The sequence below is a fragment of the Variovorax sp. GW821-FHT09A10 genome (genome assembly GCF_059418385.1).
In genome coordinates this window covers 68,722-81,796 of sequence record NZ_JBWKPT010000014.1, presented here as the reverse complement: position 1 = coordinate 81,796, position 13,075 = coordinate 68,722, and the positions used below count along the sequence as shown (strand labels likewise).

The 13,075-nt window shown below is 68.5% G+C and carries 14 protein-coding genes; 8 read left to right on the top strand and 6 right to left on the bottom strand.

Annotated features, from left to right (window positions below):
• Positions 1 to 2 precede the first annotated feature (2 nt).
• The 6 genes from efeB (at position 3) to AC07Q9_RS30455 (ending at position 6,032) form a co-directional block, all read left to right on the top strand.
• On the top strand, positions 3 to 1,304 hold the full coding sequence (gene efeB / locus AC07Q9_RS30480; RefSeq protein WP_495312837.1) for an iron uptake transporter deferrochelatase/peroxidase subunit: 1,302 nt from the start codon (positions 3 to 5) through the stop codon (positions 1,302 to 1,304).
• A gap of 44 nt (positions 1,305 to 1,348) precedes the next feature.
• Positions 1,349 to 2,185 (top strand): iron uptake system protein EfeO, encoded by an 837-nt coding sequence (gene efeO, locus AC07Q9_RS30475; protein ID WP_495312836.1) that lies wholly within the window; start codon positions 1,349 to 1,351, stop codon positions 2,183 to 2,185.
• A gap of 139 nt (positions 2,186 to 2,324) precedes the next feature.
• Entirely contained in the window at positions 2,325 to 2,624 is a 300-nt protein-coding gene (locus AC07Q9_RS30470) for a FeoA family protein (RefSeq protein ID WP_070062301.1), read from the top strand.
• Positions 2,617 to 4,512 (top strand): ferrous iron transporter B, encoded by a 1,896-nt coding sequence (gene feoB / locus AC07Q9_RS30465; protein ID WP_495312835.1) that lies wholly within the window; start codon positions 2,617 to 2,619, stop codon positions 4,510 to 4,512. The genes AC07Q9_RS30470 and feoB overlap by 8 nt, the downstream gene beginning before the upstream one ends.
• Before the next feature lie 27 nt (positions 4,513 to 4,539).
• Positions 4,540 to 4,842, top strand: a complete 303-nt coding sequence (locus AC07Q9_RS30460) for a DUF6587 family protein (protein ID WP_062477175.1) — start codon at positions 4,540 to 4,542, stop codon at positions 4,840 to 4,842.
• A 5-nt stretch (positions 4,843 to 4,847) separates the two neighbouring features.
• A complete protein-coding gene (locus AC07Q9_RS30455; RefSeq protein WP_489058003.1) occupies positions 4,848 to 6,032 on the top strand; it encodes an FAD-dependent monooxygenase in 1,185 nt (394 codons plus the stop codon).
• 79 nt (positions 6,033 to 6,111) lie between these two features.
• On the opposite strand, the gene AC07Q9_RS30450 is transcribed toward AC07Q9_RS30455, so the two are convergent.
• Positions 6,112 to 7,362 carry an SMI1/KNR4 family protein gene (locus tag AC07Q9_RS30450; RefSeq protein ID WP_489058004.1) on the bottom strand — a complete coding sequence of 417 codons (1,251 nt, stop codon included), beginning with the start codon at positions 7,360 to 7,362 and terminating at the stop codon, positions 6,112 to 6,114.
• A gap of 259 nt (positions 7,363 to 7,621) precedes the next feature.
• Here AC07Q9_RS30450 and AC07Q9_RS30445 point away from each other — a divergent pair, with 259 nt between their 5' ends.
• Positions 7,622 to 8,680, top strand: a complete 1,059-nt coding sequence (locus AC07Q9_RS30445; protein WP_489058005.1) for a PDDEXK nuclease domain-containing protein — start codon at positions 7,622 to 7,624, stop codon at positions 8,678 to 8,680.
• Positions 8,681 to 8,720: 40 nt separating this feature from the next.
• Here AC07Q9_RS30445 and kynA read toward each other — a convergent pair whose 3' ends face one another.
• The 3 genes from kynA to kynB are packed head-to-tail and all read right to left on the bottom strand — an operon-like array spanning position 8,721 to position 11,516.
• Entirely contained in the window at positions 8,721 to 9,581 is an 861-nt protein-coding gene (gene kynA / locus AC07Q9_RS30440; RefSeq protein ID WP_495312834.1) for a tryptophan 2,3-dioxygenase, read from the bottom strand.
• On the bottom strand, positions 9,578 to 10,858 hold the full coding sequence (gene kynU / locus AC07Q9_RS30435) for a kynureninase (protein WP_495312833.1): 1,281 nt from the start codon (positions 10,856 to 10,858) through the stop codon (positions 9,578 to 9,580). The genes kynA and kynU overlap by 4 nt, the downstream gene beginning before the upstream one ends.
• Before the next feature lie 13 nt (positions 10,859 to 10,871).
• Positions 10,872 to 11,516, bottom strand: a complete 645-nt coding sequence (kynB, locus tag AC07Q9_RS30430; protein WP_159273237.1) for an arylformamidase — start codon at positions 11,514 to 11,516, stop codon at positions 10,872 to 10,874.
• A 175-nt stretch (positions 11,517 to 11,691) separates the two neighbouring features.
• Here kynB and AC07Q9_RS30425 point away from each other — a divergent pair, with 175 nt between their 5' ends.
• Positions 11,692 to 12,168: an Lrp/AsnC family transcriptional regulator gene (locus tag AC07Q9_RS30425; RefSeq protein WP_062477192.1), complete on the top strand. Its 477-nt coding sequence runs from the start codon at positions 11,692 to 11,694 to the stop codon at positions 12,166 to 12,168.
• A gap of 4 nt (positions 12,169 to 12,172) precedes the next feature.
• Here the strand turns inward: AC07Q9_RS30425 and AC07Q9_RS30420 are convergent, their stop codons facing one another.
• Positions 12,173 to 12,490 (bottom strand): YkgJ family cysteine cluster protein, encoded by a 318-nt coding sequence (locus tag AC07Q9_RS30420; RefSeq protein ID WP_489058008.1) that lies wholly within the window; start codon positions 12,488 to 12,490, stop codon positions 12,173 to 12,175.
• Positions 12,487 to 13,047, bottom strand: a complete 561-nt coding sequence (locus tag AC07Q9_RS30415; RefSeq protein WP_495312832.1) for a hypothetical protein — start codon at positions 13,045 to 13,047, stop codon at positions 12,487 to 12,489. The genes AC07Q9_RS30420 and AC07Q9_RS30415 overlap by 4 nt, the downstream gene beginning before the upstream one ends.
• Between the last annotated feature and the right edge of the window lie 28 nt (positions 13,048 to 13,075).

Below are 13,075 nucleotides of genomic sequence, written 5' to 3'. Positions count from 1 at the left end.
CCATGGAACCGACGAAGAAGAACGACACCGCTCCGGCCTCGCCGCACCGCCGCCGCATGCTCGGCGCCGCAGGCGTGGCCTTTGCCGGGCTCGCCGCCAGCGCGCGCGCCGGCGCGGCCATTCCGGGCCCGCCCGACACCGGCGCGCAGGTCACCGACGCGCCGCAGAGCACCCACACGCAAGACCGCGTGCCCTTCCGCGGCAAGCACCAGGCGGGCGTGGTCACGCCGCGCCCGACGGCCGGCATGATCGCCTCGTTCTACGTGCTGGCCGAGAACCGCGCCGACCTGGCGCGGCTGATGCGCACGCTCACCGAGCGCATCGCCTTCCTCACGCAGGGCGGCCCGCAGACCGACCCCGACCCCAAGTTGCCGCCCGCGGGCTCCGGCATCCTCGGCCCGGTGGTGCAGCCCGACGGGCTCACCGTGACGGTGTCGGTCGGTGCCTCGCTGTTCGACGAGCGCTTCGGCCTCGACAAGAAGAAGCCGCTGCGCCTGAAGCCGATGCAGCGCCATCCGAACGACGCGCTCGACGCCGCGCTGTGCCACGGCGACCTGTCGATCCAGTTCTGCGCCAACACGCCCGACACCAACATCCACGCGCTGCGCGACATCATCAAGAACACGCCCGACCTGCTGGTGCTGCACTGGAAGCAGGAGGGCTCCGTGCCGCCGATCCCGGCCGTGGCGGGCCAGCCCGCGGAGAGCGCGCGCAACTTCCTCGGTTTTCGCGACGGCTCGGCCAACCCCGACTCGGCGGACGACACGCTCATGAACAAGCACGTCTGGGTGCAGCCGAATGGCGACGAGCCCGCCTGGGCCGTGGGCGGCAGCTACCAGGCGGTGCGCATCATCCGCAACTTCGTGGAGCGCTGGGACCGCACGCCGCTGCAGGAGCAGGAGGCCATCATGGGCCGCCTCAAGCCCAGCGGCGCGCCGCTGGACGGCGGCAAGACCGAGCACGACGTGCCCGACTACACGAAGGACCCCGAAGGCAAGGCGACGCCGATGGACGCGCACATCCGCCTGGCGAACCCGCGCACCAAGGCCTCGGACGCCAACCTGATGCTGCGCCGGCCCTTCAACTACTCGAACGGCGTCACCAAGTCGGGCCAGCTCGAGATGGGCCTGCTGTTCATCTGCTACCAGGCCGACCTCGAGAAGGGCTTTGTCGCCGTGCAGACCCGCCTGGACGGTGAGCCGCTCGAGGAATACATCAAGCCCATCGGCGGCGGCTTCTTCTTCACGCTGCCGGGCGTGCAGGGCGCCGACGACTGGCTCGGGCGCAGCCTGCTGGCCGCCTGAGCGCTCCCTTTTTCATCACCACCGCACCGCATCCAAGGAGATCCATGACCGTGCAGTTCCGCCGCCGCTTCCTCGCCGCTTTCGTCGCAGGCTTTGCCGGCCTTTATGCCGTGGGCGCGCAGGCCGCCGTGTCGCCACTCGAGCTGGTCGGTCCGATCTCGGACTACAAGATCTACGTGACGCAGAACGTGCGCAAGCTGGCCGCCGACGTGCGCGTGTTCACCGCCGCCGTGAAGGCCGGCGACATCGAGAAGGCCAAGAAGCTCTACGCGCCCACGCGCACCAGCTACGAACGCGTGGAGCCCGTGGCCGAGCTGTTCACCGACCTCGACCAGTCGATCGACTCGCGCGCGGACGACCACGAGAAGGCCGAGAAAGACCCGGCCTTCATCGGCTTCCACCGCATCGAGTACAGCCTGTGGACGCTCAAGAGCACCAAGGACCTGAACCCCGTGGCCGACAAGCTGCTGGCCGACGTGCTCGAGCTGCAAAAGCGCCTGGGCGCGCTGACCTTCCCGCCCGAGAAGGTCGTGGGCGGCGCCGCCGTGCTGATGGAAGAGGTGGCCGCCACCAAGATCTCCGGCGAGGAAAACCGCTACAGCCACACCGACCTGTGGGACTTCCAGTCGAACTTCGAAGGCGCCTACAAGATCGTCGAGCTGCTGCGCCCGCTGGTCGTGAAGCAGGACAAGCCGTTTGCCGAGAAGGCCGACGCCAACTTCAAGGTGGTGTTCGACACGCTGGCCAAGTACCGCACGGCCGACGGCGGCTTCGAAACCTACTCGAAGCTCACCGAGCGCGACCGCAAGATGCTGGCCGGCCGGGTGAATACGCTGGCCGAAGACCTCTCCAAGCTGCGCGGGATACTCGGATTGAACTGAATCCGGCCCTGGGGGCGCCGTTTCCTGGCCGACACCCGGTACTTTTTGGGGTTGGTCAGGTTTTCGCGAGTGAGAATTGCTAGCATCTGGCTTTTGCTTACTGGCGTGCCCCGGGGTTTCCGGGGGGCGCACCTCCACCGTGCGAAACAACGACCTCGGCGCAGCGCCGACCACCACCGCGCTGAGCCTCGACCAGCTTCCGTCCCATCAGTGGGCCACCGTGCTCGACGTGGCCCGCCCCGACAGCGCGGACGACCGCGAGCTGGTGCTGCGCCTGACCGAAATCGGCTTCGTGCCGGGCGAGGCCGTGCGCATCGTCGCCACCGGCACCCCGGGCCGCGAGCCGCTGGCCGTGCGCCTGGGCCACACCACCTTCGCGCTGCGCCGCCACGAGGCCGCGCTGATCCACGTCACGCCGGGGGCCGCCAACCATGGTTGAAGCCGTCATCCAGGGGCCGGGCCGTCTCGGCGCCACCGCACAGCCCGGGCGCATCGCGCTGCTGGGCAACCCGAACTGCGGCAAGACCGCGCTCTTCAACCTCCTGACCGGCAGCCGCCAGAAGGTGGCCAACTACGCCGGCGTGACCGTCGAGCGCAAGGAAGGCACGCTGCGCACGCCGACCGGCCGCCGCGTCTTCGTGCTCGACCTGCCGGGCGCCTACAGCCTGAACGCGCTGAGTGCCGACGAAGCCGTCACGCGCGACATCGTCACCGGCCAGAGCAACGAGGCACTGCCCGACCTGCTCGTGTGCGTGACCGACGCCACCAACCTGCGCCTGAACCTGCGCCTGGTGCTCGAAGCGCGCCAGCTGGGCCTGCCGATGGTGGTGGCGCTCAACATGACCGACATGGCCAAGAAGCAGGGCATCACGGTCGACACGGCCGTGCTCTCGCGCGAACTCGGCGTGCCGGTGATCGAGACCGTGGGTGTCCACACCGGCGGCGCGAAGAACTTGCTCCAGGCGCTCGACGCACCGGTCGCCGCCGCCGCGCCGCAGCCGTGGCGGGCGCCCGGCCTGGACGACGTGCTCGCCACGCAGCGCGAGGTGCGCCGCATCCTCGGCCTGGCGGTGAAGGAGCCCGTGGGCAGCCTGGACACCAGCGACCGCATCGACCGCGTCGTGATGCACCCGGTGTGGGGCATGCTGGTGCTGGCCGTGACCATGTTCCTGATGTTCCAGGCCGTGTTCAGCTGGGCCAACGTGCCGATGGACGCCATCAAGGCCGGCACCGAAGGGCTGGGCAACCTGATCAAGGCGCACATGCCCGAAGGCATGCTGCAGAGCCTGCTGGTCGACGGCGTCATTGCCGGCGTGGGCGGCGTGATCGTGTTCCTGCCGCAGATCCTGATCCTGTTCCTGTTCATCCTCGCGCTCGAAGACTCCGGCTACCTGCCGCGCGCGGCCTTCCTGCTCGACCGCCTGATGGGCACCGTGGGCCTGTCGGGCCGCTCGTTCATTCCGCTGCTGTCGAGCTTTGCCTGCGCCATTCCGGGCGTGATGGCCACGCGCACCATCAGCAACTGGCGCGACCGCATCACGACCATCATGATCGCGCCGCTCATGACCTGCTCGGCGCGGCTGCCGGTGTATGCGCTGCTCATCGCGGCCTTCATTCCGGCGCGCACCGTCGGCGGCGTGTTCAACCTGCAGGGCGTGGTGCTGTTCGCGCTGTATGTGTTCGGCATCGTCTCGGCGATGGCCGTGGCCTGGGTCATGAAGCGCTTCCGCGACAGCACGAGGCATTCGCCGCTCTTGATGGAGCTGCCGGCCTACCGCTGGCCGAATCCGCGCAACCTGCTGCTCGGTTTGTACGAACGGGCGTGGATCTTCATCCAGCGCGTGGGCACGATCATCCTCACGCTCACGATCCTGCTGTGGTTCCTGTCGACCTTCCCGTCGCCGCCCGAGGGCGCGACCGGCCCCGCCATCCAGTACAGCTTGGCCGGCATGATCGGCCGCGGGCTGGAGCACATCTTCGCGCCCATCGGCTTCAACTGGCAGATCTCCATCGCGCTGGTGCCGGGCATGGCCGCACGCGAAGTCGCGGTGGGCGCGCTGGGCACGGTGTACGCGCTCTCGGCCACCGGCGACGACGTGGCCAGCGCGCTGGAGCCGCTCATCGCCGGCAGCTGGTCGCTGGCGACGGCGCTGTCGCTGCTGGTCTGGTACGTGTTCGCGCCGCAGTGCATCTCGACGCTGGCGGCCGTCAAGCGCGAAACCGGCTCCTGGAAATACGTGTGGATCATGGCGGGCTACTTGTTCGCCCTGGCATACGTGGCATGCTTCTTGACCTATCGCATTGCACTCGCTTTCGGCGCGGGGTAAAACCACAGGGAAAGGGTTGAAGAAGACATGACACAGCAACTGATCGTCGGATTGATCGTCGCGGCCGCCGCGCTCTACGCGGTCTGGCGCTGGATGCCTGCCGGCTGGCGCCGTGGTGCCGCGCGCAAGTTCGCGGCCGGCACGCAGCGCGCGGGCCTCATCGATCAGGCCCGTGCCGATCAGCTCGCCGCCTCGCTGGCCAAGACCTCGGGCTGCGGCTCGTGCGACAGCTGCGGCAGCTGTGCCCCCAAGAAACCCGCTGGCGCCGACCCGGCCGACAGCCACAGCAGCCCCGCGCTGACTTCCACCACGCCCAGCACCGGACGCTGAGTCCGATGCCCGCGCACATCCTCGTCGCCGGGGGCGGGATCGGAGGGCTGGCCACGGCGCTGGCGTTGTCCCGTGCCCACCACCGCGCCGACGTCTTCGAACAGGCCGCCGACTTCGGCGAGATCGGCGCCGGCGTGCAGCTCGGCCCCAACGCCACCCGCCGCCTTCACCAACTCGACCTCGGCCGCGGCCTCGCAGCCATTGCGGCGCGCCCCGAGGCGCTGGTGGTCCACAGCGCCGGCAGCGGCGCCGAACTGGCCCGCATGCCGCTGGGCGAGGCCATGCAGCAGCGCTACGGCGCGCCGTACTGCTGCGTGCACCGCGCCGACCTGCACACGCTGCTGCTCGATGCCGTGCGCGCGCAGGGCACGGGCTCGCTGGTCACGGCCGCGCGCATCCGGCAGGTCGAGACCAGCGACGACTTGGTCTGCGTCTCGAGCACCGACGCGCGTGCGTGGGAGGGTGAGGCGCTGGTGGGCGCCGATGGCCTGTGGAGCCTGGTGCGCGCGCAGCTCGAATCCGAATCCGCCGAAGTGCCGCCGCGCGTGACCGGGCACACGGCCTGGCGTGCGTTGGTGCGTCAGGCCGATCTGCCTGCGGCGCTGCGTCGTTCGCGCGTCGATGTGTGGCTCGGGCCGCGTTTGCATGCGGTCGCGTACCCGGTGCGCGCGGGGGATGCGCTCAACGTCGTCGTGATTGCCGAATCTGCACCCGCTGGCGATGCGCGCGATTGGGATCAGGCCAGCAGCCTTGTCGCGCTGAAGCAGGCGATGGGTCGCAGCTGTGCGAGCCTTCAGTCATTGCTCGACGCGATGCCGAGTTGGCGCGCGTGGACGCTGAGCGATCGGGCGCCTGTGGCCGGACCTGGCGACATGGCGCATGAGCGCGTGGCGCTGGTGGGCGATGCCGCGCATCCGATGGTGCCGTACCTTGCGCAAGGGGCGGGCATGGCGATCGAGGATGCGATCGCCTTGGCGGATGCCTTGGGCGATGCCTCGGCGTTGGGTGTGCCGGCCGCGTTTGCACGCTATGCCGAGGCGCGCTGGGAACGCAATGCGCAGGTGCAGGCGAGGGCGCGTCGCAACGGCGAGATCTTTCATGCCACGGGGGCGGTGCGCTTTGGGCGCGACGTGGCGATGCGGGTGTTGGGTTCGCGGCTGCTGGATCAGCCTTGGTTGTACGGGGGCTGATCCAGGGCGCGTGCCCAGGCCACCGGGTACTTCCCTCCGCGAATGTCCCCCGTCGGCGTGAGCGTCGCCCTGAAAAAAATCAAAGCCGGAACGTCTGCAAGTGCTCGATGCGTTCGGCCAAGCCTTCCTGCCCCAGGTAATGCCCCTGCGTCCCATCGCGCATCTGCGCGAGCGTGGTCTCCAGCTCGACCAGCATCGCGTCGCGATCCGCCACGAAGGCCGGCGGTACGTCGATGCCGATCTGCGTGCAGGCGTCGGCGATCAGGTGCGCGCTGGCGGGCGCGCCGCAGGCCGCGCACTTCACGATGGCCGCTACGGTCGGCTCGGCGCCGTTGTCCAGCAGGGCGCGCGTGAGTTCGGGCGAGATCTGGCCGTCGATGTTGCGCAGCACGTCGGATGCCACCGGCGCGCCTGCGCGCACCAGCGCTGCCGCGGCGGCGAAGGCGCTGTGTCCCACCGCGACGTCGGTGGCGAGCGCGCTGCCTTGCTGCGGGCCTTCGAAGTTCAGGCCCGCGGCGGCGAGTTCAGCGACCAGCGCGGCGTCGTCGGTGGCGATCGCGTGGCGCAGCGCCGCGCGTGCGAGCGCCGGGTGATGGCGCAGCGTGCCGTCGGCCAGCGGCGTGCGCCAGTCGACGATGGCGCGGCAATAGAAGGTGACCAGCTTGTCCATCAGGTCGAGGTCCAGCCCGTAGCCTTCGTGGCGGTCGTCGAGGTAGGCGAGCAGCGCCTGCCCCGAGAAGTAGTCGGCCGTCGGCGCCAGCGGGTCTTCGTCGAGATGCAGCGCCGCGAAGGCGCCGTACAGGTCGGCCGCGACGGGGCTCAGGCCGTCTTCGTGCAGCGCGTGGGTCCAGGCCGGCGGCAGGCCCTGCTTCCACGCGATGACCTGGCCGTGCGTGGCGCCGGGCTCGACCACCGCATAGACGCGGTCGCAGTACTCGAAGCCGCCGAAGGGCAGGTGCGTGAGCTTGCCGCTCCAGGGCGTGCCGCCGTCTTCGGCCGCTTCCTCGGCGAGTTCCTGCTCATGCTCGATCCAGCCTTGCAGGTCGCGGTAGCCGTCGCTGCCGTCCCAGAACAGTTCCGACCAGCTGACGCTCTCGACATTGCCGTTCATCGGCAGCGCCAGGTCGTAGTCGAGGCGCCCGCCCGCCGTGTGCTGCCACAGCGCGACCAGCGCTTCGGGCAGCGGGCCGGCGCACAGGGCTTGCACCGCGTCGATCTGCTGCTGCGGCATCGGCGGCTGCGCGTCGAAGATCACGCGATCGGCGAACAGCACGACGCCATGTTCGCGCAGGGTGGAGAGCTCGTCGGGTGTGAACCGGATGTCGTTCATGGCAGTGGTCTCCGTTGTTTCCAAAATGTAGCGCTTTGCGCAGAGGGAACAACCCATGCCACCCCTATTTCATGAGGGCGGTTGTGCGGCAAGGCTGAAGCGTGGATGCTGGGCGGCTCGCAGGAGCGCGCGTATTTGAGGGAAAAGTACGGCCCGCGGCCAACTGGCGTTGGCCGCCCGATTTCAATACCTTCAATAATCCATCGCAGCGCTGCGGCGTTGCTTGCGCAGCCTCTCTCCGAAACAGAACCCGGTGTTCATGAACAGTCCAAGACCTTCGTCGCTCACGGATGTGCCCGTCGGCTATGCCGAATGGCTCGCCGACCTGAAATCGCGCGTCCACAGTGCCCAGCAGCGCGCGGCCACTGCTGTCAACCGCGAGCTGGTCAACCTGTACTGGCAGATAGGGCGAGACATCCTGGCGCGGCAGGCCACGCAAGGGTGGGGCGCCAAGGTGATCGAGCGACTGGCCCATGATCTGCGCACGGCCTTTCCCGAGATGAAAGGTTTTTCTCGCGCCAACCTCATGTACATGCGTGCATTCGCCGAGGCATGGCCCGACGAGGAAATTGTCCAACAGGCTGTTGGACATTTGCCCTGGGGTCACAACCTGGTCTTGCTGAGCAAGCTCAAGACGACACAGCTGCGCCTGGCCTATGCACAGAGAGCGATCGAGCTGGGCTGGTCGCGCAATGTGCTCACTGTCCATATCGAAACCCGTCTCCTGGAGCGAGAGGGAAAGGCCGTGACCAACTTCTCGGCCCGCCTTCCCGCAGTGCGCTCGGACCTCGCCTTGCAAGCGCTCAAGGACCCCTACGTGTTTGATTTTCTGGGTATCGGCCAGGAAGCTGGGGAACGTGAAATCGAAGCCGCGTTGGTCGAACACATTTCCCGCTTCCTGCTGGAACTCGGGGCCGGCTTTGCCTACGTCGGGCGACAGGTTCCTATCGAAGTCGGTGGAGACGATTTTTTCATCGACCTTCTTTTCTATCACCTGAAGCTGCACTGCTACGTGGTCATCGAACTGAAGGCCGGTGCTTTCAAGCCAGAGCATGCTGGCCAACTGAGCTTCTACCTGACGGCGGTCGATGCGCAGCTCAAGTCAGATCAGGATGCTTCGACCATCGGCTTGTTGCTGTGCAAGACGAAGAACCGTGTGGTTGCCGAATACGCGCTGCGCGACTCCAACAAGCCCATCGGCATTGCCGAATACCAGTTGGTCGAATCCCTCCCGAAGGAGCTGCAGACGAACCTGCCGACCATCGAGCAGATCGAGCAGGAACTGGAGCGATATCGGGAGAAGGAAGAAGGCGCATGAGCCTCGGCGACGACGCGCACGCTGTCTGCGCCTTCGTCGGTCACAAGTCGGTGCGCAACTTCCAGATCTCGGGGAACAACACCACGTCGAGCATCTTGCGCAGATAGCTCACGCCGCCCGTGCCACCGGTGCCGCGCTTGAAGCCGATCACGCGCTCCACGGTGGTCACGTGGCGGAAGCGCCAGAGGCGGAAGGCGTCTTCGAGGTCGGTGAGTTTTTCGCCGAGCTGGTACAGGTCCCAGTGGTCGTGCGGGTTGCGGTAGACCGCGAGCCAGGCGGCCTCGACGCCGTCGCTCGATTCGTAGGGCTGGGTCCAGTCGCGCTCCAGGCGGTCGGCGGGCACGGGCAGGCCGTGGCGTGCGAGCAGGCGCAGCGACTCGTCGTACAGCGAGGGCGCGCGGTAGGCCGCGTCCACCTGCGCGAGCAGGTCGGCGCGGTGCGCGTGGGGCTTGAGCATGGCGGCGTTCTTGTTGCCGAGCAGGAACTCGATGCAGCGGTACTGCGCGCTCTGGAAGCCGCTGGAGTTGGCGAGGTAGGGGCGCATGGCCGTGTACTCGGGCGGCGTCATGGTCGAGAGCACGGTCCATGCGCTCACCAGCTGTTCCATGATGCGGCTCACGCGCGCGAGCATCTTGAAGGCGTCGGGCAGTTGCTCCTGCGCGATGCAGCGCACGGCGGCGTGCAGCTCGTGCAGCATGAGCTTCATCCAGAGTTCGCTGGTCTGGTGCTGCACGATGAACAGCATCTCGTCGTGCGCGGGCGACAGCGGATGCTGCGCGTTCAGGATCTCGTCGAGGTGCAGGTAGTCGCCGTAGCTCATGGACTTGCTGAAGTCCAGCTGCGCCTTCTCTTCGTGGACGATGGACTCGGGGGTCTTGTTGTTGTCGTTGTCGGTGCTCATGTCACTGCGTTCTTGCGGTTGAATTCGGCGCGTCGCCACTCGCCGGTCTCGAGCACCTGCACGAGGTGTTCGACCGAGTGCCACACGTCCTCGAAGCCGACATACAGCGGCGTGAAGCCGAAGCGCAGGATGTCGGGCATCTGCGAATCGCCGGCGCGGTAGTCGCCGATCACGCCGCGTGCGATCAGCGCCTGCACGATGGCGTAGGCGCCTTCCTCGCGGCTGAGGCACACCTGCGAGCCGCGCAGCGCGTGGTCGCGCGGGGTGACGAGCGACAGGCCCTGGCCGGCGCAGCGTTCTTCGACCAGGCGGATGAACAGGTCGGTGAGCGCGAGCGACTTGGTGCGCAGCGCGGCCATTGCACCGCCGGTGCCGTTGAAGGCTTCGGCGGCGAGCACGGTGTCGAGACCGCATTCGAGGCCGGCCAGCGCGATGACCGGTTGCGTGCCGCACAGGTAGCGGCCGACGCCCGGGGCAGGGCGGTAGTGCGGCGTGAACTCGAAGGGCGCCGCGTGGCCCCACCAGCCCGACAGCGGCTGCTCGAACTGGCCCGCGTGCTTGGTGTTCACCCACGCGAAGGCCGGCGCGCCGGGGCCGCCGTTGAGGTACTTGTAGCCGCAGCCGATGGCGTAGTCGGCGTTGCTGTCGTTCAGTGCCACGGGCACGGCGCCCGCGCTGTGCGCCAGGTCCCACACGGTGAGCGCGCCGGCGGCGTGCGCGGCGGCGGTGATGGCCTTCATGTCGTGCATGGCGCCGGTGCGGTAGTTGACGTGCGTGAGCATCAGCACGGCGACTTCGTCGGTCAGTGCCGTGGCCAGCTCACTCGCGTCGATCAGCTTCAGCGTGAAGCCGCGTTCGCGGCACAGCGATTCGGCGATGTACAGGTCGGTGGGGAAGTTGCTGCGCTCGCTGATCACCAGCTTGCGGCCGCTTGCCTTCTGCTGCGAGAGCGCGGCGAACAGCACCTTGTAGAGATTGACCGACGTGCTGTCGGTGCACACCACCTCGCCGGGCGCCGCACCGATCAGGCGGGCCACCTTGTCGCCCAGGCGCTGCGGCAGGTCGAACCAGCTCGCGGTGTTCCACGAGCGGATCAGGCCTTCGCCCCATTCCTTGGCGACCACTTCGGCGATGCGCGCGGGCGCGGCCTTGGGCAGCACGCCGAGCGAGTTGCCGTCGAGGTAGAGCACGCCCTCGGGCAGGGTGAATTGGTCGCGCAGGGCGTGCAGCGGGTCTTGCGCGTCGAGGGCGCGGCAGTCGGCGAGGGTCGTCGTCATGGAAGGGAGGGTTTCAGCGGGGAAGTTCGCGCAGCACGGCGCGCACGGGGGAGGCATCGGCGCTTGTCAGCTTGAGCGGCAGCGCGATGAGTTCGTAGTCGCCCTCGGGCACGTCGTCGAGCACGAGGTTCTCGAGCACGCGCAGGTCGAGGTGGCGGATGCGCTGGTGGCTGTCGAGCGTCTTGCTGTCGGCCGGGTCGATGCTGGCGGTGTCGATGCCGATGAGCTTCACGCCCATGGCCGCCAGGCGCTCGACGGTGGCGGGCGCATAGGCCGCGAGCTGCGGGTCCCAGCGGTCGACGGGCATGGCCGGGTAGGTGCGCACGAGCACGCGCGGGGGCAGCGTGTCGTTCACGGCGTGCGCGATGTGCTCCCAGGTGACCAGCGGGCCGCGGCCGATCGCATGGATCACGCGGCACGGGCCGAGGAAGGGCGTGAGGTCGACCTGGCCGATGGTCTGGCCCTCGGGGGCGTAGTGCAGCGGCGCGTCGGCATGGGTGCCCACGTGCGGCGACAGCGTGATCGCGCTCACGTTGACCGGGCAGCCGGGGCCGATGGTGGCGCACCACTGCTGCGAATACGGCGTGTCGCCCGGGAACACCGGGCTGCCGGCGTGCACGGGGGCGGAGATGTCCCAGAGTCGGAGCGGGGCGGTCATGGCGGGCGGCAGAACAGAGAAGAAAAAGGGCAGTGTGGGCCGGTTGGAGTCGGTCCACAAGGGGCCAGCGGGTGCCGAATGCTATGCGCAGTGACTGCCATGAGTCGAGAAGTTATCCATCAATCATCGAAATATTGAATAATCTATTCAATCAACGGGAATTGGAGAACAGATCATGCAAGCCGACCTCGACCGAACCGACCTCCAGCTGCTGCGCGCGCTGCAGGACAACGCCCGCCTGACCTCGGGCGAGCTGGCGCAGATGGCGCATCTGTCGCAGTCGCCGTGCTGGCGCCGGGTGAAGAAGCTGGAGGACGACGGCGTGATCGGCGGCTACCACGCGGGCCTGAACCGGCGCGCGCTGGGCTTCGGCGTGCTGGCCTTCGTGATGGTCGGCATCGACCACCAGACCGAGATCTCGTCGCGCGCCTTCGAGGACGCGGTGTGCGCGATTCCCGAGGTGGTGATGTTCCACGGCATCTCGGGGCCGGCGGATTTCATCCTCGTGGTGGTCGCGAAGGACCTCGATGCGTATTCCGACCTGCTGCAGCGCAAGCTGCACCGCCTGCCGGGCGTGCGCCACGTGCAGACGCATTTCTCGCTGCAGGAGTTCAAGGGGCAGCTCGGCGGATTGCCAGTGCCCGTGGCCTGAGCGGTCAGTGCAGTTCGTCGGACAGCATGGCGAGCCCATGCCGCAGGCGCGCGCGCTGGCAGGCGTCGCTGCCGGCCTGCAGCTCGTGGCAGGGGTTCGGCCGCCATTCGTAGATGCCGCAGGCCACCGACTGGCCGATCTTGCCGGTGAGCGCGGCGCAGCGCGGCGGCGTGTGGTCGGTGCCGCGCATGCGGCACAGGGCGTCGTTCACGTCGACCGCCAGACCCGAAGGCACGCGGCCGCCGTTGTCGTCGAGCTCGTGGACGCTGAAGTCGACGCGGTAGCTGGCGCAGCAGGCGCCGCAGGTCTGGCAGGGATTCATGAAGCGAGCAGCGCGGCGTCACGCACGCGCTGCAGCATGCGGCGGCGGATCAGCCCGCTTGCGGGGCGGATCAGCAGCCAGTAGGCGGTGAAGCGGCGTTGCGCAGCGGCATCGCCGCACCAGACCCGGGTGCGCGTGGTGAGTCGCGTGCCCGTGCCTTCGGGCTCGGCCGTGAAGTGAAGCACCAGCTTGGCCAGGCCCGTGGCATCGAGCGCGGCGAAGGCCGGGCCGTCGGCCAGCGGGACCAGCCCGTAGTCGAAGCGCCAGAAGCGGCCGGCCAGGCCGAAGGCCAGTTCGCGCTCGCCGTCGCGTCCCAGCGGCGTGAAGTCGGAAAAACCGAAGGCCTCGCGCTGGCGCAGCGTGGGGGCGGCCAGCCCGAGCCGGCTGGCCAGCCGGTTCGGCAGTTCGCGCAGCGCGATCAGGCTGCGCGCCACGGGATCGTCGGTGATCTCGGGGCGGGCCGCCACGTCGAGCACGCGCGCGGGCGACGCGGGCACATGGAGGCTGTGCGTCTCCGCGAACTGGTAGCGCGGCAGGTAGCGGTTCATCAGCTCCATGCGGCGCCTCGTGGGTTCAGTGGATCGA

What these genes read in the sequence shown, in the direction of transcription:
- efeB (WP_495312837.1), top strand. Translation starts at nt 3, where the DNA reads ATGGAACCGACGAAGAAGAACGACACCGCTCCGGCCTCGCCGCACCGC.
- efeO (WP_495312836.1), top strand. Translation starts at nt 1,349, where the DNA reads ATGACCGTGCAGTTCCGCCGCCGCTTCCTCGCCGCTTTCGTCGCAGGC.
- feoB (WP_495312835.1), top strand. Translation starts at nt 2,617, where the DNA reads ATGGTTGAAGCCGTCATCCAGGGGCCGGGCCGTCTCGGCGCCACCGCA.
- AC07Q9_RS30460 (WP_062477175.1), top strand. Translation starts at nt 4,540, where the DNA reads ATGACACAGCAACTGATCGTCGGATTGATCGTCGCGGCCGCCGCGCTC.
- AC07Q9_RS30455 (WP_489058003.1), top strand. Translation starts at nt 4,848, where the DNA reads ATGCCCGCGCACATCCTCGTCGCCGGGGGCGGGATCGGAGGGCTGGCC.
- AC07Q9_RS30450 (WP_489058004.1), bottom strand. Translation starts at nt 7,362, where the DNA reads ATGAACGACATCCGGTTCACACCCGACGAGCTCTCCACCCTGCGCGAA.
- AC07Q9_RS30445 (WP_489058005.1), top strand. Translation starts at nt 7,622, where the DNA reads ATGAACAGTCCAAGACCTTCGTCGCTCACGGATGTGCCCGTCGGCTAT.
- kynA (WP_495312834.1), bottom strand. Translation starts at nt 9,581, where the DNA reads ATGAGCACCGACAACGACAACAACAAGACCCCCGAGTCCATCGTCCAC.
- kynU (WP_495312833.1), bottom strand. Translation starts at nt 10,858, where the DNA reads ATGACGACGACCCTCGCCGACTGCCGCGCCCTCGACGCGCAAGACCCG.
- kynB (WP_159273237.1), bottom strand. Translation starts at nt 11,516, where the DNA reads ATGACCGCCCCGCTCCGACTCTGGGACATCTCCGCCCCCGTGCACGCC.
- AC07Q9_RS30425 (WP_062477192.1), top strand. Translation starts at nt 11,692, where the DNA reads ATGCAAGCCGACCTCGACCGAACCGACCTCCAGCTGCTGCGCGCGCTG.
- AC07Q9_RS30420 (WP_489058008.1), bottom strand. Translation starts at nt 12,490, where the DNA reads ATGAATCCCTGCCAGACCTGCGGCGCCTGCTGCGCCAGCTACCGCGTC.
- AC07Q9_RS30415 (WP_495312832.1), bottom strand. Translation starts at nt 13,047, where the DNA reads ATGGAGCTGATGAACCGCTACCTGCCGCGCTACCAGTTCGCGGAGACG.